Genomic DNA, 22,066 nt, shown 5'->3' with positions numbered 1-22,066 from the left:
TATGAAAATTTATACGAAAAAAGGCGACAAAGGAACGACGGGTTTGTTCGGCGGCAGTCGCGTCGCCAAAGATGACGTCCGCGTGGAGTGCATCGGTACGCTGGACGAGGTTAACTCAACGATTGGACTATTACGCGTGAAGCTCGGAACTGAGCACGAATGGCAGGCCAATCTGCACAAAATTCAGAAGGATCTGATGGACATGATGTCGCACCTGGCCCGTCCTTCCGACGCGAAAAAAATCAATACGAATCCGCTTCCCGAAGACGGAGCCGAGTTTTGCGAAACCTGGATCGATAATCTGGAAGCGGCCATGACCTCCCCTTCCGACTACTTTCTCTTACCCGGCGGAAACGAGATTTCAGCCCTCTGTCACATGATTCGTACGCAGATGCGGCGGGGTGAGCGGCGACTGGTTTCACTCATCAAAACCGATACCGTCCACGACGCCATTCCGGCCTACATCAACCGCCTGTCCGATCTGTTTTTTACACTGGCTCGGGCCGAAATGGATAAAGCCGGAGTCGCCGAAGAAAAATGGCAACTTTTTCTGTACAAACGTTTTAAGAAACCCGAATGATCATTTACATCTCGGGTGGAGCCCGGAGCGGCAAAAGTCGCTACGCTCAGGAGCGGGCTCTCGCTCTTTCGGAGTCGCCGGTGTACGTGGCTACGGCGAAAATCTGGGACGAAGATTTCGCCGGACGGGTGGATCGGCATCGGCGGGAACGCGGTCCGGAATGGACGACGTTTGAAGCCGAAAAAGATCTGGCTACCCTTCCCTTACCCGGTCGGGTCGTCGTCATCGACTGCGTCACGCTCTGGCTCACGAACCTGTTTATGGCTCACGAAAACGATCTGGATCGGACACTGGCAGCGTTTCAGGCCGAGGTGGATGCTTTGGTAGAGATTCCGGCTACGTTACTGATTATTTCCAACGAAATTGGCATGGGCCTCCACGCTGATACGCCGCTCGGACGGCAATTCACGGATTTGCAGGGCTGGGCGAATCAATACGTGGCCCGTCAGGCGGAGGAAGCAATTTTTATGGTATCCGGCTTGCCCCTGCGGCTGAAGTAATGAGCAATGACCTGACACAAATCCATTCGTTTCTGTCAGGTCATTTATTCGCAAAAATTTGACTCAATTCCCGTTGCAGATCCTCTCCCCGTAGATACCGGGCAATGATTTTACCCGAAGGATCAATCAGAAAATTAGCGGGAATGGACCTGATCCCGTACTGCTTGGCCGCTGCGTTTTCCCAGCCCTTTAAATCCGAAACCTGGGTCCAGGTAAGCTGATCTTTCTCAATGGCTTTTAGCCAGGCTTTTTTCTGACCCGGAAAATCGAGGGATACGCCCAGGATCGTAAAGCCTTTGGCTTTGTAGGTCTGATAAGCCTTGACAATTTGCGGATTTTCCTGCCGACAGGGACCACACCAACTGGCCCAAAAGTCGATTAACACGTACTGATTTTTAAAATCCGATACCTTGACGGCCTTGCCTTCGGGCGTGGACTGCTCAAAATCGGGAGCCGTACTGCCTAACTGAGTAAGTGTGGGGGCTGCCAATTGCAGGGGAATATCTCTACCCAGCGGCGTTCGCCTGAGCTTTTCCGGTACTTTCTGATAGACTTTAGCGGCTCGCTCCGCCATACCCGGCTGAGCGGCCACATGGGACAGGCTAATCAGGCTGAGGTAAGCGTCGGGATGCTGGTCGGCAAAGGCCAGATGAATTTCATAGGATTCCCGCAACAGCTCCTGCTCCCGATTTAGCAGACTGTCGTAGATGGTTTTATCCTTCAGCTTCTCCGGCGGCAGGGCCTGAGCTTGCCGAACAAAACGCTGAAAGGTTTCATTATTGGCTTTCAACTGGCTTTGCAGCTCCCGGTGTAAGGTATTACTGGGCGAATCCTGAATACGGATATGTTTCAGGGAATCTTTCGCCTGAAGCTGCATGGTAACCGGTTCCAGATAGAATCGCAGATAATCCATTTTTTCCCCTGCCGCCAGCTTGGTTTGGTAGGGATTCTTGTGCAGATATAGGGCTGAAAGGATCGGGTATTCCACCGTTCCCTGAAAGGTAAACCGCCCGTCCTGTACCCGAGTGGAATCTACGATTTGCTGATTCCCCTTTCCGTAAATTAAAAAGACTGTATCGCCATTTTTCAACGCGTCTACTTTGCCATTTAGGCGAAAGGTAGATTGTGCCTTCAGTAAGCAGGGCGACAAGGCGAATAGTATACTTATAATCAATCGGAGCATAGCAGTAAATGAAAAGCCCTTTGTCAGGTCAGACAAAGGGCGGGTTTGTTAATCTTCGATCCAGGTCAGCTTATCCATAATCGGTTTACGAACGGCTGGTTTGCTCGGGGCGGCATAGTGGCCCAGATAAAAGAGCCCGACGCACTTCTGATTTTCCGATAGATTCAGGAAGGTTCCCAGGGCGGTCAGGTTACCCGGCGTGCTCCAATAGCCACCTAACCCCATTGCCGTTACGGTTAACCATATATTCTGTACCGCACAGGCTACGGCGGCCAGTTCTTCCCACTCGGGTACTTTTTCGGGGTGGACTTCCATCACGATAGCGATGACAGCAGCCGATTGGAGGGCTTTTGAACGCGTACCTTCGTATTTGGCTTCCGAAAAATTTTCGGGTGTGGTTTGCGAACGGTACGTTTCACCCAGAAAATCAGCGAGTTTCGTTAAGCCATTTCCCCGGAAAATCGTAAAACGCCAGGGTTCAGTTAGTCGGTGCGTGGGAGCGAAATTGGCATTTTCCAGAATCATCTCCAGATCCTTTACCGAAATGTCCTCATCGGTATAGCTGGGCGGGAAGATACTGCGACGCGAACGGATCACTTCGTTCAATACTTCTAGGGAAAGAGTCATAGCTTCAAACGTAAAGATCTGATTTGAAAGTCCCGAAGTTAGGAGTATTCCGCCGAACGCTGACAAAAATCGTGTTAACCCAGCCTTATCCTTTGGTATAAATCCGGCCCATTAGCCATCTTTATACTATCTTTACTATTTCCATTTCCCACTCCTTTATATCTTCTACGGATCGGTACAAAAGCCGTTTACGCAGGTGGATGATTAGCAGTTGGGAGAATTCCGCCATACAATCATTGCTATTCCGCCACCCGGCAGATTTTCTGTCATGAAGAAAAAATATTACTTGCTGTTGCTGCTGGCATGGGTAGGTTTCCTGTCCGGTGCCTACGCTCAGCCGAAATCCGTCAGAGGTATACTCGACCTTCGCCATACTTCCCTTGAGCAGTCGAAAGTACCCCTCAATGGCGAATGGAAGTGGACCTGGGGGCAACTTCGTACGCCCGGCCAGACCGTCTCCCGTACCGAAGATATTCCTTTCCCCAGTCTGTTTAACGAGTCCCACTGGCAGGGCAAACCATTGACGGGTCAGGGTTACGCTACGTATGAACTGACCGTGCTTTTACCCGCCGGGCATCCGCGGCTGGCTTTGGCCATGGGTGATTGTTACAGTTCCTTCCGACTTTTCATCAATGATGAGGAACTGATGCATAACGGTCAGCCGGGTACGAGCCGGGCTACCACGGTGCCTTTCTGGACTTCCCAATGCCAGTTGCTCCCCCGTCAGACCAGCGATACGCTACGGCTCCTGCTGCAGGTAGCGAACTTTCATCATTCGAAGGGCGGAACGTATCAGGAAATTCAGCTTGGTGATGCACAGAAGCTTCTTTCGGAATACCGCCAGGTGAAAGCCATTGACTGGCTGCTAACGGGTTTTCTGCTCATGGGTGGATTGCTGTTTCTGGGGCTGTTCCGGTTTGGTCAGCACGATAAGGCCATTCTGTACTTTGCCCTGTTTGCGTTTTGTTACAGTTACCGCATTGTGGGTACCGATCTGTACGAAATCCATGATCTGTTTCCGGAAGGCTCCTGGAGCTTTACACTTCATCTGGAGTACCTGGCTCTGTTTCTGGGAATCGCCTTTTTTACGCAGTATACCCAGGCCCTTTACCCACTGGATACCCATAAGATCATCATTCGGGGTATGACGGGAATTTGTATCCTGTTTGCTCTGATTACGCTGCTAAGTTCTCCTTTGATTTTCACGCAACTTATCAATCCCTTTCTGGTTTTGATGTTTCTCTACATTGCTTATGCCTTCTACGTGTATTTGCAAGCCGCCCGGCATCGCCGTCTGGGAGCCTATTACGCCCTTTTGAGTACGGGGGTATTGATGGTGGTTTTCACCGTAATCAACCTGCGGTATTTTGGGCTGACTACCCCTGAGAAACAACTGCTGTTTATTGGCTATCTCTGTTTCTTTTTGCTGCAATCGCTCATTCTTTCTTTTCGCTTTGCCTTTACATTGAAACAGGCCCGGCTTCAGGCCGAAGAAGGATTACGGGTGAAGAGTGATTTTCTGAGTACCATGAGTCACGAAATCCGAACGCCGCTGAATTCCATCATCGGTATGACGCACCTGCTGCTGGGCGAACGCCCCCGCCCCGATCAGCAGCAGCATTTGGACGTGATGCTTTTTTCGGCGAACAATCTGCTTAATATCATCAACGACATTCTGGATTTCAATAAAATTGAGGCGGGGAAAATCGTCTTTGAAGCCATTCCCTTTGATCCGGTTCAAATGGCCCGGAATATCCTGGCCAGTTACCGGCCTTACGCCACCGAAAAGCAACTGGAGCTGAAACTCGAAGCTGATCCGACGTTGCATACCCTGATTGTAGGCGATCCAACGCGTACTTCGCAGGTACTTACGAATTTGATACACAATGCCCTCAAATTTACGGAAAGCGGCTGGGTGCAACTGGGCATTCACGTACACGAACAATCCGTGGCGGACATTCTCCTGGAATTTTCCGTGGAAGATACGGGGATCGGTATTGACGAGGCGAAACAGAAGCTTATTTTTGAACGCTTCACCCAGGCCGACTCTTCCATGACGCGTAGCTTCGGTGGTACCGGCCTGGGTCTGGCCATTTGTAAACATTTGCTTGAGTTACAGGGCGTGCCTTTGCAGTTAAGCAGTACGCCGGGACAGGGTTCGCGGTTTTATTTTCACCAACGTTTCAATACAGCCACAAAGCCCGCGGAAAAAAATCCTGCGGCGGCGGCTGACGAACAGCCCTTACGGGGCTTGAAAATCCTGCTGGTTGACGATCAGCCGATGAATATTCTTGCTGCCCGTGGTATTCTCAAACGTTGGGGAGCGGAGGTCGTTACGGCAACGCAGGGGGAAGAAGCCCTGCAAAAAGTGAAGGCCGAGCCACCCATGCTCATTCTGATGGACCTGCAAATGCCGGTTATGGATGGTTACGAAGCTAGTCGGCAGTTACGCGTGAGTGGTTATACCTTGCCTATCATTGCGTTAACGGCGAACCTCGTCCCTGAGATTACGGAAAGAATTAAAGCTTCGGGCCTGAATGATATGGTACTGAAACCCTTCAAGCCCGAAGAATTACTACGCGTTATTCTTGATCATACGGCTTCGGTGATACGGTAACGTCGGTTTTCTGCAACGTTCGTATCGCAAAAATCACGCTAAACAGGGCAAATATAGCTCCGGCTACGAACGGAGCACCTGGGAAATATAGGGGTGCCGAAGCCTGCGTAAAGTACGAAAACAGGCTCGTCATAAAAGGCGGTCCGATAATGGAAGTTACGCTGACCAGACTCGTCAGAGCCCCCTGGAGTTCGCCCTGTTCGTTGGCGGGTACCTGACTCGAAATAATCCCCTGCAACGAAGGTCCGGCAATTCCGCCGAGGGCGTAGGGAATGGTGAAGACAAACATCATCCATCCCTCGGAAGCAAAGGCGAAACAGGTAAACCCTACAATGGTACAAAACAGACCGGCATATACGGATCGCCGGGGGCCGATTCGCGGTGTAATAATCCGGATTACACCCGCCTGTACAATGCCTACGCACAAGCCAATACAGGCCAGGGAAAGCCCTACCCATTTTTCGGTCCACTGAAATTTTTCCATGGTAAAGTACGTCCAGGTGCTCTGAGTGGCATGACTGGCCATGTAAATACACACCAGCGAGGCCGTCAGACTTAGTATGATGGGATACCGACGCAGGCTCAGCAGCGAACCTACCGGGTTGGCTCGCTTCCATTCGAAGGTTCGCCGGTTTTCCGGAGCCAGGGATTCGGGTAAAACAAAATAGCCGTACAGGCAGTTAGTCAGCGACAGGGCTGCTGCGACGAAAAAGGGTACCCGAGACCCCAGACTTCCCAGCAATCCGCCCAGGGCCGGTCCCAGGATAAATCCGGCACCAAAGGCCGCACCGACCAGTCCAAAATTCTGAGCCCGTTTTTCGGGTGTACTCACATCGGCAATGTAGGCACTGGCCGTCGTGAAGCTTGCCCCGGTAATGCCCGCCAAGATGCGGCCCACAAACAGCCAGCCAATGGAAGGGGCAAAACCTTGCAGAATGTAGTCGAGACCAAAGCCGAACAGGGAAGCTAACAGGACGGGGCGTCGTCCAAAATGATCGCTTAATCCCCCGAGTACAGGAGCACAGAGAAACTGCATGATGGCGTAGGCAAAAGTCAGCCAGCCGCCGTACAGCGAGGCCTCACTGATATTACCCTGGATGAGTTCTTCAATGAGTTTGGGAAACACTGGAATAATGATTCCCAATCCCGTAACATCAATCAGAAGAGTAATGAAGATGAACGTTAGTGCTGCCGAAGACTTGGTCGTGGCCATGTAGGTAAGGAGTGTCAAAACCAAAAATACAAAGGTACGCTGATGGATGGTGGGATTGCTTAAAAAGACTTAATTAGCCGCCGACAAATGGCTGTACGCGTTTAATTAGTACGATTTTTTTAGAAAATTACGAGTAGCCCCGTATGTGACTGATGAAATCACCCCAGATTGATATAACTTCAGAAGCTAATGATTCCCTGAGAGTTCCGTTTTTTTCACCAGGGGTCGCTTTGCTTGATCCAGTGTATGCTGCGGAACAGCTCATGGATCTTCGCTTTGTATTTATCAATGAAACTGGCCGCCACCTGTTACAAGCTACGCAGGAAACCTCATTCCGGTCATACGTACCCGATTCCTTTTTCCTGGGTATTTGTCCACAGGTTATTCATACTCGACAGCCCGTTCAGCAAAGCTTGCAAATCCGTCCGGACCTGTGTCTGCATGTAGCACTCGAAATGGCCGGTACGCAGGTACTCTGTACTTTCTGGGAAGCAGCCGATTCGCCACAGGTATTACAAGCGATTCTGGATGCTTCGCCGAATAGTATCATTTCGATGAAAGCCCTTCGTCAGGAGCCGAATACGCCCGGACTGATTACGGATTTCCTGATGGAACATGTCAATGCAACCGTCGAGCGGGATCTTTATCTTAAACCGAAAAATATCGTAGGGAAAACCCTGATGAGCGTTTTTCCGGGAAATAAAGAATCGGGTTTATTCGATATGTACGCCCGGGTAGCTGAAACGGGTCAGCCGGAACACGCCATTCAGTACTACCGGGACAGCAACGGACTGGAAGCTTGGTTTGATGTCTCGGCCGTGGCCCAGGGACCGGATCAGATTACCATTACCTTTACTAACATTACCGAGAGCCAACGTAACCAGCAGCAACTCAAGCAATCCAACGAAGCGTTGGAACAGTTTGCTTCCATCGCCAGTCACGATTTGCAGGAACCGCTGCGGAAAATCAGACACTTCGGTCATTTGCTGGCTACGCAATACCAGACCAAATTGGGTAATGGTGCCGAACTCATTGACAAAATGCATTCGGCTACCGACCGGATGGGCTCACTCATTGACGATCTGCTTACTTTCGCCCAACTGAATAATGAATCGACGACTTTTGAAACCGTTGACCTCAATCAGATTCTGACGGAAGTCTGCTCGGATCTGGAAGTACCCATTCGGCAACAGCAGGCAAGCGTAACCATCGATCCCCTGCCCCACATTCAGGCGAATGCCTGGCAAATGCGGCAATTGTTTCAAAACCTGCTTTCGAATGCTCTGAAGTACGTTGCCCCGGGTGTTTGCCCCATCATCCACATTCGTTCTCAGGGTCCCCAGATTTACCTGCGGGATCGGGCTGATTCGTTTTACCGGATCGAGGTATCTGATAACGGCATTGGTTTTAACGAGCAGTATCAGGAGAAAATTTTTGAAGCCTTCCAACGCCTGCATTCCCGCAGTACGTATACGGGTACGGGGTTAGGCCTGACTATTGTTCGCAACATCGTCGAAAACCATGGGGGCCGGATTACCGCCCGTAGCCAGGAAAACCAGGGCTCTACGTTCCAGCTTTACCTGAAAGCGTAGGCTGTACTTACTACATGACGCTGTATGAACGACTACGATATTCAGGATTGGTCCCGCATCCTGCTTGGTGATTTACCGGGTCAATTTCTGCTGGAGGTAACGTTGCGAACCCTGATCATGTTCATCGTGATTGTGGTAACCATGCGTCTGACCGGCAAGCGGGCCGTACAGCAGCTTTCCATCATTGAACTGGTGCTGGTCATCGGTCTGGGCTCGGCGGCGGGCGACCCCATGTTCTACCATGATATTGGCTTGTTGCCTCCCCTGGTGGTTTTTATAGTCGTGCTGCTGGCCTATCGGCTCATCACCCGTATGGCAGCCAAATCACGGAAAGTAGAGGAACTGCTGGAGGGCCGACCTATCCTGATCCTTGAGAACGGTCAGTTTTCCATTCAGAATTTTGATAAGGAGGACGTTGGACAGGATGAATTTCTGATGGAATTACGCCTGCACGGTATCGAGCACCTCGGACAGATCCGTCGGGCCTACATCGAACCCAACGGTCAGGTGAGCGTGTTTTATTACGCCGATGATGAAGTCCGCATGGGTCTTCCTATCTTACCTGAATTGTTTAATCGGAAAACCGAACGTATTTCTCAAGCGGGTACTTACGCTTGTACGTTCTGCGGACAGGTGGAGGAAATCGTACCGAAAGATTCGTATCACGTTTGCCCGGTCTGCACGCACAGCGAATGGGTACAGGCACTGGATACGCCCCGCATCACCTGAGCCCCGCGAGGTACTGCCGACAAAGTGAAAAAAAACCATCTATTTCCGGGCAATACCTATGAGCTTTGCAGCGAGGGTTTACGCATCAACACTGACAACTCATGGATGATTTTCTAGCTGCCCGTTCTCAGATGGCCCTTTCCCTGGGGTTCCACATCGTCTTCTCCTGTATTGGCATGGTCATGCCCTTTTTTATGGCTGTTTCCCATTACCTATGGTTGAAGACGGATGCTATGGTCTACCAGAATGTAACCAAAGCCTGGAGCAAAGGCGTGGCCATTTTCTTTGCAGTTGGAGCCGTATCGGGTACGGTTCTCTCTTTCGAACTGGGCCTACTCTGGCCTACCTTCATGAAACATGCCGGGCCCATCTTCGGAATGCCTTTTTCCCTGGAAGGTACTGCTTTCTTTATCGAAGCCATTGCCCTGGGTTTTTACTTGTACGGCTGGGGCCGGTTTAATCCCTGGTTTCACTGGGTAACGGGCGTTGTGGTGGGTATCAGCGGGTTAACTTCCGGCATTCTGGTTGTAGCGGCCAATGCCTGGATGAACAGCCCGGCGGGATTTGACTTTGTTAACGGTCAATACCTGAATGTTGATCCCATTCAGGCCATGTTCAACAAAGCCTGGTTTTCGCAGGCCCTGCACATGTCTCTGGCGGCCTTTGCCGCTACGGGATTTGCCGTAGCAGGCGTTCATGCCCTGATGATTCTGAAAAATAAAAATGTTGATTTTCACCGAAAGGCCTTCAAAATTGCGGCTCTGTTTGCCTGCCTGGCAGCGATTCTGCAGCCCCTGAGTGGCGACCATTCGGCCAAGGATGTAGCCCGGCGGCAACCCGCCAAGCTCGCCGCAATGGAAGCTCACTTTCACACCGAGAAAGGGGCCTCGCTGGTCATTGGAGGTATTCCTGACGCGGATGCGGAACGGGTGAATTATGCTATTAAAATTCCGGGCGGACTGAGTTTCCTGGCCCACGGCGATTTCGACGCCGAAGTAAAAGGCCTCGATCAGATTCCTAAAGCCTTTCATCCGCCCGTGGCTATTACGCATTATGCTTTTCAGATTATGGTCGGGCTGGGTATGGCCATGCTGTTGCTTTCGCTGCTGTACCTCTGGGCTTTGTGGAAGAAAAAAACGGACCGTTCCTGGCTCCTCAAATTATTCGTAGTAGCCATTCCGCTCGGTTTTATTGCCGTGGAGGCGGGCTGGACCGTTACGGAAGTAGGTCGCCAACCCTGGATTATTTATGGCATCATGCGTACGGCCGATGCGGTAACGCCCATGCCGGGTATTGCGTATTCGTTTTATCTGTTTACGGCGGTCTACCTGTCGCTGGCCGGAGTCGTGGTCTTTATGCTGTATCGGCAAATTAAAATGGTCGATCAGCTCTACGATCGCCCCCAGGGGGTTAAGGAATACCATTAATAATTCTCAGGCCTATGCTTACCGTTGTCATCATTTTTCTCTGGGCTTCTCTCCTGCTCTATCTACTGCTGGGCGGAGCCGATTTTGGTGCGGGTATCATTGAAGTCTTCACCTCGCGGGCCAATAAAACCCAGACCCGCAAAACGCTCTACCGAGCCATCGGTCCGATTTGGGAAGCCAACCATATGTGGCTCATCATTGCCATTGTGATTCTGTTTGTAGGGTTTCCGGCCATCTACGCGACTATGTCCGTGCATTTGCATATCCCGCTGACCATTATGCTGTTAGGCATTATTGCCCGGGGTACTGCCTTTTCATTTCGGCATTACGACGCGGTAGTGGATGACATGCAACACCTTTACAATCGGATTTTTGGCATTTCCAGCGTCATTACTCCGCTGTTTCTTGGCATCATTGCGGGAAGTACCGTATCCCGTCACATTGATCCGCAGGCCCGTACCTTTCTGGATGCGTATATCTTTTCGTGGTTACACCCCTTTCCGGTCGCCGTGGGCTTGTTCACGGTCGCCATTTGCGGCTTTCTGGCAGCCGTTTATCTGGTGGGCGAAACGGATACGCCCAGCGAACGGCAGCAGTTTGTTGACAAAGTAAAAGGAATGAATATCCTGGCGGTCGGTTGCGGAGGACTCGTTTTCCTGGCGGCGTACTGGGAGGGTATTCCGCTCATGGATTGGGTGTTCGGTCATCCGCTGGGTCTCCTGGGCGTACTGGCAGCCTCGGCTTCACTGGTGTTACTCTGGTATTTGCTCCTGCATGGAAAAGGAACGGTACTCCGTATCCTGGCGGGCTTTCAGGTTATGATGATTCTGTTTGTGGCCACCTACCGACATTTTCCCAACCTGGTACTACTCAAAGGCGGCGGGTACCTCTCCCTGCTCGAGCACCGGGGGCAGGATAAAACCATTCAGGCTTTGGGCCTGGCTTTATTGCTGGGCAGTGTATTGATCCTGCCCGCCCTGATCTATCTGATCTACAGTTTCCAGAAAAAAGAGCCCAAACAGGCTCCCGTATACTGATTATTCAGCTACAAATCCAGCCGGGCCATTAACGTAAAACCTGTAAGCGGCCCGGCTGGATTTGTAGCTGCACGGGGCCGAGTGCTTCGATGCGTTCGTCATCACAATGGGCGTTCGTCTGTGCCCATTCAATGCGAATCTCCCGGGCCATGATGCTGGGCAAAGGAAAAACGTCGTGAATGCCGTGGCTTTGATCCAGCACATGTTTAGCCAGAACATTCCGGTCTTCCTCTGAAACCAGTACCACTTCAAAAGCTCCGTCTCCCCAATCCGCATTCGGAGCCAGAGCCAGATTGGGACCAATGGAGCGAATATTCATTACTTCCAGCAACAGATAATTTCCTTCGTAAACCTTTCCATCGATAGTCAGTCGAGCCTGACAGGGCTTCGCTTTTTCAATCAACTCATGAAGTACCTCCAGAGCAAAGGTCAGTTCATCGGAAGGATTCTCAGGTTTATCGAGCGTTTTCATGGCATCCATCAAGTCGGGAAACAAGCCAAAGCCGAAGGCTTCCATAAAAAACGCTTCTTCTGACAAGCCCTCTACCTTGCCAATGTCGAAAGGCTGCGGCTGGCACTGACTCCAGGACTGGACAATCTGCCGGGTTGGAGCCGAAATCCCCAATGACTTGGCGATGTTATTAGCCGTTCCGCAGGGAATAACGGCCAGAGGCAAATGGCTGTCTGCCCATGCTCCCTGTACCAGTGCTTTGGCCACCTGACGAATGGTACCGTCACCTCCTACCACGGCAATGAGTCCTGTGTAGGAGTCGGGCAAAGGCCAGTTCTCCTCATTTGCTGAAGTATACTCGCAGGCGTAGCCTTCTTTCTGTAGTAAAGCAATTAGATCCTGAGCTTCGTGTTCTTCGTCCCCAGCGGTTGGGTTATGCACGAGTTGTACTTTCTTTTTCATGCGTCATTTTCTACTAAAAGTATACCCGAAGGCAAACCGATGACGTATGAGTCAAATTTATCAACCTGTCTGATCGTAATTCTTCCTGAAATTTTGTCTAACGGATACCCCAAACTTACTCAATCTCCCTCTGAACGGTTTTCTACCGGTTATTGCCTTATACGCAACCAATCGAATGTATCATGCGAATCTTAGTAACCAACGACGACGGTATTTATAGCCCCGGCATTGCCGCCTTAGCGAAAGTAGCTACTGAATTTGGAGAAGTATACGTGGTTGCTCCGGATGTCGAGCAATCTTCCATGGGCCATGCCGTTACGCACTCCCGCCCCTTGAGTTTTAAAAAATCACCCATTACGTTTGGGGATCACATACAGGCCCACCGGGTCAACGGCACGCCCGCCGACTGCGTAGCTCTGGGTACGCACCTATTTACGGACGTAGATGTGGTACTATCCGGAATCAATATGGGACCCAATCTGGGTAACGGCATGTGGCATTCGGGTACGTTAGCAGCGGCCAAACAGGCTGTTTTGTTAGGGATCAAAGGAATTGCCCTGAGCACCCCTGTAGGAAATACGGAACCCGATTTTGACGTTCTGGAACCCTTCGTACGACAAACCCTGGAGTTATTACTGGCGGATAAAGAAGTTAATTTAACCAACGTAAACTTTCCTCCCGAACCGACTGATCTCCGCTGGACCCGGCAATCCGTACGCCAATATGATGGTTACATTGTTCCGGGTCAGGACCCCCTGGGTCGGAGGCATTACTGGTTTACGGTTACTCCCCTGGAGCCCGCGGACGAAGGTACGGACCGCTGGGCCGTTGAAAATGGTTTTGTATCCATGACGCCCTTACGGCTGGATTTAACCGATGAAGTGGCTCTGAAGAAGGCTTTGCAGACGTAATAATTTTTTCAATTAAAGGAAATCCCTCGTTCAGCTTAACTCCTGAAGAGGGATTTTTTATGCCTTCGGTAAGAAAAATCATTTTCTTTTGGGATAAAAAAAGTTCTTTCTATTTTTGACAAAGAGAAAATTTTATCCCTGAGCTTATGCTTACGCCTGAAAAAGCGATTCGATTTCTACGTTCGAAACCTGCTCTTAACCTTTCTCAAATCGAAAAAGAAGCTGGTATTCCTTCCAAAACACTTCACAAAGCTCTTTCCGAACAGAAAGACATTCCGGTCAAACACCTGCAGGCTCTGGATGAAGCCCTGCGTAAGTACGGTTATTCGGAAACCCTGTTCGATAAAGCCCAAATCATTTCCATTGTCAACCACAAAGGTGGCGTAGGCAAAACCACGACGGTCATTAATCTGGGGAAGGCCCTGAGTCTGCTCGGAAACCGGGTGCTACTGATTGATATGGATTCTCAGGGTAATCTTTCGCAGTGTTTTGGAATTCACGAGCCGAAAGAGCAAATCATTGATGCTCTGCTGCACAACTCGCCCCTGCCCATGCTGCAAATTACCGAGACGCTGTACCTGACGCCATCGGACATTCGGATGGCTTATAAGGAATCCGAACTGGCCAACGCCATTGGTGCTGACCGCCGGTTAGCTCTCAAGCTGGAAGAAGCCCGCGATAAGTTTGACTATATTCTCATTGACTGCCCACCGAGCCTGGGCATTTGTACAACCTGCTCACTGGTGGCTTCCAATTCCTGTATTGTGCCTATTCAACCGGAAGCCAGTGCGTACCACGGGGTAGAAAGTCTTTTCAACCGGATTGCTGAAATCCGCACCTATATCAATCCAACGCTTTCCGTGAAGGGCATTGTCTTCACGATGGTCCACAAAAATCAGAGCGTTCATAAAAGTATGATGGCTCATATTCGGGAGAATTATAAAAACTTCCCGATATATAATTCCATCATTGAGGTCTCTACGGTTATCAAACAATCGCAGGTAGCCAAGGAAGACTTGTATAGTTATTCTCCAAAATCGGTTTCGTGGCAGCAGTACAATCAGCTGGCTACCGAACTAATTGAACACTGATATGGCGAAAAAAGACTTCATGAACCTAATGAAGGAAAAGACTACTGATCTGAAACCTTCACTCCTGTCTTCCGAGGAACATATCAAGAGTCAGATTACCGTTCTGCCGGAATTAAAAGATCTTATTCCGCCCCTCACCGCGGACGAATCCCATCAGCTGGAACAAAATATCACTAAACACGGGATCAAGGATCCGCTGACCATCTGGGAAACCACGGCTGCAACGGCAGGAATCAGTGAACAGCCAACGCCGGTTTTCATTCTTATCGACGGCCATAACCGATACGCCATCGCTCAGCGGTACCACCTGGATTTTCGCATCAATCTGGTACATTTTACTTCCCTTGCCGAAGTAAAAGATTACATGATTGATTACCAGTTAGGCCGTCGGAACCTGAGTCCCGAGCAGGCTTCGTACCTGCGGGGTTTACGCTATTTACAGCAGAAGAACGCACGGGGTGGGAATCAGTTTGCCGAAAATGAAAACGTATCCGCAGCACTGGGCAAGGAATATGGCGTAAGTAGCCGGACCATTAAACGCGACGGTGACTTTGCAGCTGGGCTGGAAAAGTTAACGCCCGATTTGAAAAACGCGGTTCTGACCGGGAAACAGAAATTACCGAAAGCTTCGATCAATGCGGTTGCCAAAGCAGCCACGACTCACTTACTCAGTACTCCCGAAGAAGTCATGGAAGTTGCGGCTCGCCCCAGTCTCCAGCACGACGAACGGCAACAGATTCAGCAGAGCATTCGCACCCTGGCGGCAGGCCCGTTGACCAAAGAAACCTGTCAGCAGCTACTCGATCAATTGCACTACTATCAGCAACTACTCAACCAAAGTGACAGCGTGTCACTTTGATCGGCACAAGTCTCAGCGGATAAATTATTCAAAAGCAAAGTGACAGCGTGTCACTTTGCTTTTTTTGTGACGCTTTGTTCCGCACGAACCAGAGTAACCTTTTCCATCTGAGTAAGTTCCACAGCGTATCATTAACGATCGTAAGCAGGGCAGGGGGTGACTACTAGTTAGTCATTGCTCTGTTTACGCTTTCCAACCAAAGTGACAGCGTGTCCCTTTGGTTGACAGCACAGTCATAAACTATCACAATTTGTGACACTTTCCGTGAAGAGATGAGGCTTATACTTCTCATAACTATCACAATTTGTTATTTTAATTATCTGAAAAACAGCACTATATATCCACAAATTGTGATAGTTGTATTTATAGGTAGAGCAATCTAACTACTCTCGTAAATAGTTCACGAATCCAATGAAGGCCCTAATTATCAGCTAGTCAGGAAACTTTCATTCATGAGCACCAAAGTGACAGTGTGTCACTTGTCTCATGAACCACTCTAAAAAAACTATCACAATTTGTGACACTTTTATCTTTATCAAAATGCGGCTGATGCAAAGGAATTGCAGGGCATACAACCTTTTAATTGTCTGTATATCAATACTTTAACTAAACAATTTGTGATAGTTCCTGTATACCGTGTGTATAACTGTACTAGAATAAATACTGACCCTTTGCTATGGGTTTGTCCTTACAAATCAAGGCTTTACAAAAACAATTTGTGATAGTTAATAAACAGCTATAAATCCATTCAAAATCAGATAAGAATAGAAGAATAATAATATAACTATCTGTTTATCAAGAATGTAACAAAACAATCTGTGATAGTTTCTCAGTTTACGAAATGTTCTACCCATCTAGGAATTTGATCAGAACGCAGATTTTATAAAGATTTATTTGCTACTCACAAATTGTGATAGTTTTCAAAAATTGCTTTTAACTAGTAACCTTCATGAATGTTTTCAACTTCATAATGAATACATTAACAGGGATTGCACCTCTTCCATCGCATGAAATCAGATTGAATCCCGGCAAACTATCACAAAATGCACGTGCCCGCCCGCCGGAACTTTTATCTAGCCATTTCAATCTCCTTTATTTTTAAGTCTTCTCTTAAGCCCATCAGCTTTACTCGCAGCTTTTTCTTTTCATCAAAAAAATTACAAAAATCATCATCAATTCTTTGTTTGATGTTTTTATATTATATTTTAATAATATTTCCGGCAAAAAAAACGCTTGTAAGTAATTGATATTCAATGAATTATTTGTGGATAACTTGAGAAACTATCACAGATTCCACGTGCAACTATCACAGATTCCACACCAAACTATCACAAAATGCACGTAAAACTATCACAGAAATCACGTTTGTTTCGTACCTTGGAAGCGTGGAATTTGTGATAGTTGGTTGATGTGTACACAGAGTCGTCCAGAAAGCTGCCTTTAAATCGAATATCTAGTGGAGAAAAAGCTTAATCCTCGTAAGAATACCCGTAAAAAGAAGCGGAATAACACCGTGGTTCTGATCCGGAAGTCAAACGCTCTGGTAGAAGCCCATTACAAATTCACCATTTGGGAAACGCGGGTATTTGCCAAAATGATTTCTATGATTGACTGGGAAGACCGCGACTTCAAAGAGTATAAGATTTTTTCCGGGATGTCATTCAGGATTTCGGCTTACGCAAGGACGGTCGTACCTACGAAGATCTCAAAGAAGGAGCCCGCGGCCTGATGAGTAAAATCATCAAACTAAAGGTCAAAACCGATGGGGTTTACGAAACACTGGAAACGCCCATTATTGGTGGTATTAAAACGCCGGATGATGTGCAGCGTAAAATCATTCAGTCGAAACGCCTGGACGACGATCGGGTGTACCTGAAGGTTTCCTTTCATCCCGATCTAAAGCCCTTCCTGATTGAACTCAAGGAGCGGTATTTGGTATACGAGATGGCCAATATTCTCGACCTGTCGAGTCCCTATACCGTGCGGATTTACGAATTGCTCAAGCAGTACGAAAAACTGGGGGAGCGGACGATTGAGTTACAGGAACTCAAAGCCATGCTGGGCATGGAAGAGGAGTACAAGCTTTACGGGCACTTTCGCGACCGCGTTCTGGAAAAAGCCAAGGAGGATTTGCAGAAGTATACCGATATCCGGTTTGATTACGAAGGCGTACAGGCGAAGAACTATCCCTACGAACTCCCCGTCAAGTTAAAATCGAATGCGGTAGTCGCCATTCGCTTCTACAACATTACCAAAAACGATACAAGTCAGGGAGCCGTACCGCCGGTATTGAAATTAAAACGGGCTCCGGTTCTGGAACCCGTACCGGAAGAAGAGGGTTCGGCCGTGGAAGTATCACACTTTGATGAAATTTTTCCACTGGTCAGTGCCTATGTTTCCGAGCAAACCGTCTGGCAGTGGCTGGAGAAGGCTCCCATTGAGCACATCCGGACCAGTATTCAAACGACCTTAAAACAGAGCCGGAAGAAAAACTCACCCATTCAGAATATTGGGGGGTATCTCAATACACTCATTTTATCGCCTCCCCTTTTTGCCGCGGCTCAACCCGTAGCTCCTGCACCGAAATCACAAGCCCCGAAAGAAGAAAAGAACTGGCAGGACGAATACAACCAGTGGAAAAATCGCTGGTACGAACGGCAGTACGAAGTCATTCAGGCATTCCTGGCCATACGTCCCGGTTTGCGGATGGAACTCTTTGAGCAGGCCAAGAAGACTGTACCCTTTTCGTTCGATCCCAAGCTGAGCGACGAGCAGAATTACAAAGACAAAATGCTTTTTGCTACGGCCGTCTGGGAACTAGCCCGTCAGTACTGTCAGGAAGAACTTCACGTTATCGAAAAGCAGTATCTGCCGCAGTTGCAGGAACTCGAACGCCGCATGGGGCGTGCTTAGGTGTTCATAGGGGAGAAAGCAATCCGGAGTTTTGTGTAAACAGGTCAATTTCCGTACCTTACCCAACGCATGATGGCCTGCCTGTTCGCAAGCCGTTATGCAGTCCGCATCACGCATTCCTCTATTCCCGTATGACGCATTCCCGCAGAAAATTTCTTAAGCAAACGGCCGCTGCCGTAGCGGCCTTCAGTATAGTGCCCCGGCACGTACTCGGCAAGGGGTATCTGGCCCCCAGTGATCAGTTGACCAAAGGAATCATTGGTCTAGGAGGAATGGGCCGTGGGCACATTCCTTACGCGGGCACCCGCGTGGTCGCTTTGTGCGACGTGGATCAAACCCATTTACAGAAAGGGCTGGAACTGGCCGGTGGCTCCGGCATCAAGACGTTTAAAGACTACCGCGAACTGCTTCTGCTACCCGAAGTCGATATTGTACACATTGCCACACCGCCCCACTGGCACGGACTCATGGCGATAGACGCCGCCCGGGCTGGTAAAGACATCTGGTGCGAAAAACCCATGACGCGGACCATCGGCGAGGGAAAACGCGTGAAAGAAGCCGTTGCTCAGTACGGACGCATGTTTCGGCTGAATACTTGGTTCCGGTTTCAGGATACCTTTTACGGCATGAAAACGACGGTGCGGCCCATTAAAAAGCTTGTAGAAAGCGGATTGCTGGGCTGGCCCCTGACGGTTACCGTAAGTAAGCATACGGGCTTTGACTGGAAATTTTACTGGGTAGGCAAGACCCACCTGGAAGAAGCCCCCGTACCTACCGAACTGGATTACGAAAGCTGGTTAGGACCGGCTCCGTACAAGCCCTATAACGCCCATCGCGTTCATGGAACGTTTCGGGGGTACTGGGATTACGATGGCGGCGGACTGGGCGACATGGGCCAGCATTACCTCGATCCAATCCAGTATTTTCTGGGCAAAGACAACGAAAGCCCGATTAGCGTAGAAATTGACGCTCCCCAGCAGCATCCGGATGCGGTGGGTACCTGGCGACGCATTACCTACACGTACGCCGATGGTTGTAAAATCGTACTCGACGGTGAAGGTCGTGATGAAGGCGTACCCTACATTCAGGGGCCCAAAGGAAAACTGTATCCCGAATTCCGCTCGGATATTCCTGATTTAGCCCGCAAACTGGCGTCTTTTCCAGATCCGAAACCCCAGGTGACCAACTTTCTGGAATCTGTACGGGAGCGGAAACCCTTTGCTCTGAACGAACAGAACGGCTACCGTTCCTGCACGCTGGTCAACATGGGAATCATCGCTCTGCGGCTGGGCCGTTCGCTTCGCTTCGATCCAAAAAATCAAGTCTTTATTGATGATGAAGGAGCCAATCGCCTCATCGATCAACCCATGCGTGCTCCCTGGGTTATGTAATTTGTTTTCAATTGCCTTATTCCTCTATTCTATGAAACCAAGTATACTTCTATTGGGGATTCTCTTCCAGCAGGCCGTATGGGCTCAGTCTGACCGCGTCGCTGGCGTGTTAGCTCAATTACCGGCGGACAATCAAACCCAGCTACACACGGCAATGGGCGAAGTGGGCAAACTCAACGAAGAAGGACTCCTGGCTCTGGCAGCGGGCCTGAATGCACCGGGCGATCACACCCAGACGGAATACGCTCTGGGAGGCTATACGGCTTATGCCAGCAATCGTTCTGCCGACCGGATGAAAAGTTCAAGAGCGTATCAGAAAGCCCTTCAGCAGGCTACTACCCCCGAAGCGAAAGCCTTTCTGATCGCCCAATTGCAGATGGTGGGAAAAGAAGAAGCGGTGGCAACACTGGCCTCTTTCCTGGGAGATAATCGGCAAGCCGATCCGGCCGCCCGGGCTCTGGTGCAAATCAATACGCCTTCCGCCCGGCAGGCACTGCTCACAGCGTTGAAAACGGCTCAGGAACCTGCTCAGTTATACCTGATCGAAGCCATTGGTAAAACCCGTACTGGGGATGCCGTACCGGTGCTAACCCAGCTCGCTCAAAACGCTTCTGATAATGCGAAGAAATTAGCTTTATACGCTCTCGCGAATATCGGCAATCCAGGTTCTGGAGCTTTACTGGCTCGTGCGGCGGCAGATCGGCAGTATACGTTCGAAGCCTCCAACGCTACAGCTTCCTATCTGCTCTGGATAAAGCGGGTAGGGGAGGCGGGGCATACCGCTACGGCCGAAAAGGCAGCTCGGGCCTTGATCGAGGCGGCCAGTCAGCCTTCCCAACAGGCTACCCGACTAGCGGCTGAGCAACTGTTCATTCCGCTTTCGAAGGATCTGACGGCCAATCTTCAGCGACTGAACCATGCCTCGTATACGGAACCTCAGCGACTTGTGTTGCTACAAAAGAGCATGGACGTAGCCCGAACTCCGCAACAGAGACAGGAAATTCTAAGAGAAGTAGGGAGCCTTCGTCAATACGCGGCTCTGTCGTACGCCGCGAGTTTTTTAAACCATCCCGTATTGCGAAAACCAGCCGCTGAAGCGGTTGCTCAGATTGCGTTAGCCGAACCTCGTTTTAATAATCTGGAAGTTCGCGAATGGTTGCAGAAGGGTTTGCCGTACCTCAGTCAGCCCGCTACCCTGGAAAAGCATCTGGCAGGCTTACCTCAATTGTTTACCCTAACCGAAGCAGAAAAGCAGGAAGGTTTCAAGGTCCTCTTCGATGGTTCCGATCTGGAGCAATGGACGGGTAACAAAGAAGACTACGTAATCAAAGACCAGAATCTGGTGATTGAGCCTACCGGCAAGGGACAGGGTAACCTGTATACCAAAGACGAGTATGCCGACTTCGTATTCCGATTCGATTTTCAGCTTACGCCGGGAGCGAATAACGGACTGGGGATTCGGGCTCCGCTCGAAGGCGATGCCGCGTATACCGGCATGGAGTTACAGATTCTGGATAATACGGCAGACCAGTACAAGAACCTGCAACCCTACCAGTATCACGGATCCGTCTATGGCATTATTCCAGCGAAGCGGGAAGGTATGAAACCCGTTGGGCAATGGAATACGGAGGAAGTAACGGTACGTGGTACACGTGTGAAAGTGGTACTGAATGGCGTAACGATTCTGGACGGTGACGTAGCCGAAGCAAGCCAAAACGGTACCCCCGACCACAAAGAACATCCCGGTTTGAAACGTACCTCCGGGCACATTGGTTTTCTGGGACACGGCTCGGTGGTGCGATTCCGGAATATCCGCGTGAAAGCTTTGTAAAAGAATCAGTACTACAGGAATAACCACGCTGCTTATTTCTGTAGTACTGATTCTTAGACCAGTAGTACAGTTACTTCGAAAAGATACACTGGGCCATACTCTGCACGTATAAGGTGTCATCTTCATTGACTTCCTTACTAACCTGATGATTAATCGTAATTTGCTCAATTAGCTTATTTTCAAGCATTTCCCGCTCTTGCTTGTTTAAAGAAATAAGAGCAGAATGCTTATAACCTCTTCCGTGAGAAAACTCACACTGAGACGTAACCCGTTGAAAAACATGTTTGGATTGATCCTTGAAAATCACTTCCGCATGGTTGAGTTCTTCTTCGGCCGTTTGGCTATAAAACGTAAGACTCAGCAGATACGAAGAGGGTTGCTTTTGTTTTTTTTCTTTTCGAATTTCTATCCATTTCCATCTTCCTAAAACATCCTTGTTTTGCGGATTAGTGCTGGAAATTTTTTCTTCAAGAGTGTAGCCGTTCTTAACGGAAAAAGCATACTCACAAGGATACGTCTGAGCGAGACTGGGAATGGAGGACGACAGAAAAAGTAAATAAAAAAGTAGTTTCACGGGTAGGGCGGTGATAGTAATTTGAAACGTGAAAATATAATTTTTTAAATGAAATCGGACGGTACTGGTTTAATTGTA

The 22,066-nt window shown here is 49.5% G+C and carries 19 protein-coding genes; 14 read left to right on the top strand and 5 right to left on the bottom strand.

What is annotated here, in order from left to right:
* The first annotated feature begins 1 nt into the window (after position 1).
* Both BWI97_RS23405 and BWI97_RS23400 read left to right on the top strand, forming a co-directional pair.
* Positions 2-580: a cob(I)yrinic acid a,c-diamide adenosyltransferase gene (locus tag BWI97_RS23405; RefSeq protein ID WP_094815784.1), complete on the top strand. Its 579-nt coding sequence runs from the start codon at positions 2-4 to the stop codon at positions 578-580.
* Positions 577-1,080, top strand: a complete 504-nt coding sequence (locus BWI97_RS23400; protein WP_102203032.1) for a bifunctional adenosylcobinamide kinase/adenosylcobinamide-phosphate guanylyltransferase — start codon at positions 577-579, stop codon at positions 1,078-1,080. Before BWI97_RS23405 ends, BWI97_RS23400 begins: the two co-directional genes overlap by 4 nt.
* 40 nt (positions 1,081-1,120) lie before the next feature.
* Here BWI97_RS23400 and BWI97_RS23395 read toward each other — a convergent pair whose 3' ends face one another.
* Positions 1,121-2,230 carry a TlpA disulfide reductase family protein gene (locus BWI97_RS23395; protein WP_158242829.1) on the bottom strand — a complete coding sequence of 370 codons (1,110 nt, stop codon included), beginning with the start codon at positions 2,228-2,230 and terminating at the stop codon, positions 1,121-1,123.
* An 81-nt stretch (positions 2,231-2,311) separates the two neighbouring features.
* A complete protein-coding gene (locus tag BWI97_RS23390) occupies positions 2,312-2,890 on the bottom strand; it encodes a nitroreductase (protein ID WP_102203141.1) in 579 nt (192 codons plus the stop codon).
* A gap of 268 nt (positions 2,891-3,158) precedes the next feature.
* On the opposite strand from BWI97_RS23390, the gene BWI97_RS23385 reads away from it, so the two are divergent.
* Positions 3,159-5,507 carry a response regulator gene (locus BWI97_RS23385; RefSeq protein ID WP_102203030.1) on the top strand — a complete coding sequence of 783 codons (2,349 nt, stop codon included), beginning with the start codon at positions 3,159-3,161 and terminating at the stop codon, positions 5,505-5,507.
* Here BWI97_RS23385 and BWI97_RS23380 read toward each other — a convergent pair.
* Complete coding sequence (locus BWI97_RS23380) at positions 5,473-6,720, bottom strand: TCR/Tet family MFS transporter (RefSeq protein WP_094815776.1); 1,248 nt, start codon at positions 6,718-6,720, stop codon at positions 5,473-5,475. The genes BWI97_RS23385 and BWI97_RS23380 overlap by 35 nt on opposite strands.
* Before the next feature lie 263 nt (positions 6,721-6,983).
* Here BWI97_RS23380 and BWI97_RS23375 point away from each other — a divergent pair, with 263 nt between their 5' ends.
* From BWI97_RS23375 to BWI97_RS23360, 4 genes are all read left to right on the top strand, one after another.
* On the top strand, positions 6,984-8,312 hold the full coding sequence (locus BWI97_RS23375; protein ID WP_233207980.1) for an ATP-binding protein: 1,329 nt from the start codon (positions 6,984-6,986) through the stop codon (positions 8,310-8,312).
* A gap of 24 nt (positions 8,313-8,336) precedes the next feature.
* Positions 8,337-9,041 carry a DUF421 domain-containing protein gene (locus tag BWI97_RS23370; protein ID WP_102203028.1) on the top strand — a complete coding sequence of 235 codons (705 nt, stop codon included), beginning with the start codon at positions 8,337-8,339 and terminating at the stop codon, positions 9,039-9,041.
* 101 nt (positions 9,042-9,142) lie between these two features.
* Positions 9,143-10,468 (top strand): cytochrome ubiquinol oxidase subunit I, encoded by a 1,326-nt coding sequence (locus BWI97_RS23365; RefSeq protein WP_102203027.1) that lies wholly within the window; start codon positions 9,143-9,145, stop codon positions 10,466-10,468.
* A 14-nt stretch (positions 10,469-10,482) separates the two neighbouring features.
* Entirely contained in the window at positions 10,483-11,505 is a 1,023-nt protein-coding gene (locus BWI97_RS23360) for a cytochrome d ubiquinol oxidase subunit II (RefSeq protein WP_094815770.1), read from the top strand.
* A gap of 28 nt (positions 11,506-11,533) precedes the next feature.
* Here BWI97_RS23360 and BWI97_RS23355 read toward each other — a convergent pair whose 3' ends face one another.
* Positions 11,534-12,418, bottom strand: coding sequence for a diacylglycerol kinase family protein (locus tag BWI97_RS23355; RefSeq protein WP_102203026.1), 885 nt, complete (start codon positions 12,416-12,418; stop codon positions 11,534-11,536).
* Positions 12,419-12,600: 182 nt separating this feature from the next.
* Between BWI97_RS23355 and surE the strand changes: the two genes are divergently transcribed.
* The 7 genes from surE (at position 12,601) to BWI97_RS28500 (ending at position 21,414) form a co-directional block, all read left to right on the top strand.
* Positions 12,601-13,329 carry a 5'/3'-nucleotidase SurE gene (gene surE / locus BWI97_RS23350; protein WP_102203025.1) on the top strand — a complete coding sequence of 243 codons (729 nt, stop codon included), beginning with the start codon at positions 12,601-12,603 and terminating at the stop codon, positions 13,327-13,329.
* Positions 13,330-13,475: 146 nt separating this feature from the next.
* A complete protein-coding gene (locus BWI97_RS23345) occupies positions 13,476-14,420 on the top strand; it encodes a ParA family protein (RefSeq protein ID WP_102203024.1) in 945 nt (314 codons plus the stop codon).
* Between the two features lies 1 nt (position 14,421).
* Positions 14,422-15,279, top strand: a complete 858-nt coding sequence (locus BWI97_RS23340; protein ID WP_102203023.1) for a hypothetical protein — start codon at positions 14,422-14,424, stop codon at positions 15,277-15,279.
* A 1,456-nt stretch (positions 15,280-16,735) separates the two neighbouring features.
* A complete protein-coding gene (locus BWI97_RS23335; RefSeq protein WP_158242827.1) occupies positions 16,736-17,008 on the top strand; it encodes a RepB family plasmid replication initiator protein in 273 nt (90 codons plus the stop codon).
* Complete coding sequence (locus BWI97_RS23330; RefSeq protein ID WP_102203021.1) at positions 16,939-18,192, top strand: replication initiation protein; 1,254 nt, start codon at positions 16,939-16,941, stop codon at positions 18,190-18,192. Before BWI97_RS23335 ends, BWI97_RS23330 begins: the two co-directional genes overlap by 70 nt.
* Before the next feature lie 131 nt (positions 18,193-18,323).
* On the top strand, positions 18,324-19,583 hold the full coding sequence (locus BWI97_RS23325; RefSeq protein ID WP_102203020.1) for a Gfo/Idh/MocA family oxidoreductase: 1,260 nt from the start codon (positions 18,324-18,326) through the stop codon (positions 19,581-19,583).
* Positions 19,584-19,614: 31 nt separating this feature from the next.
* Positions 19,615-21,414, top strand: coding sequence for a DUF1080 domain-containing protein (locus BWI97_RS28500; protein ID WP_233207979.1), 1,800 nt, complete (start codon positions 19,615-19,617; stop codon positions 21,412-21,414).
* A 70-nt stretch (positions 21,415-21,484) separates the two neighbouring features.
* Here the strand turns inward: BWI97_RS28500 and BWI97_RS23315 are convergent, their stop codons facing one another.
* Entirely contained in the window at positions 21,485-21,988 is a 504-nt protein-coding gene (locus tag BWI97_RS23315; RefSeq protein WP_094815755.1) for a hypothetical protein, read from the bottom strand.
* Between the last annotated feature and the right edge of the window lie 78 nt (positions 21,989-22,066).

This window comes from Siphonobacter sp. BAB-5405, from assembly GCF_002872335.1.
GTDB lineage: Bacteria > Bacteroidota > Bacteroidia > Cytophagales > Spirosomataceae > Siphonobacter.
The sequence above is the reverse complement of the archived record's forward strand: the minus strand, read 5'-3'. Positions and strand labels throughout refer to the sequence as shown.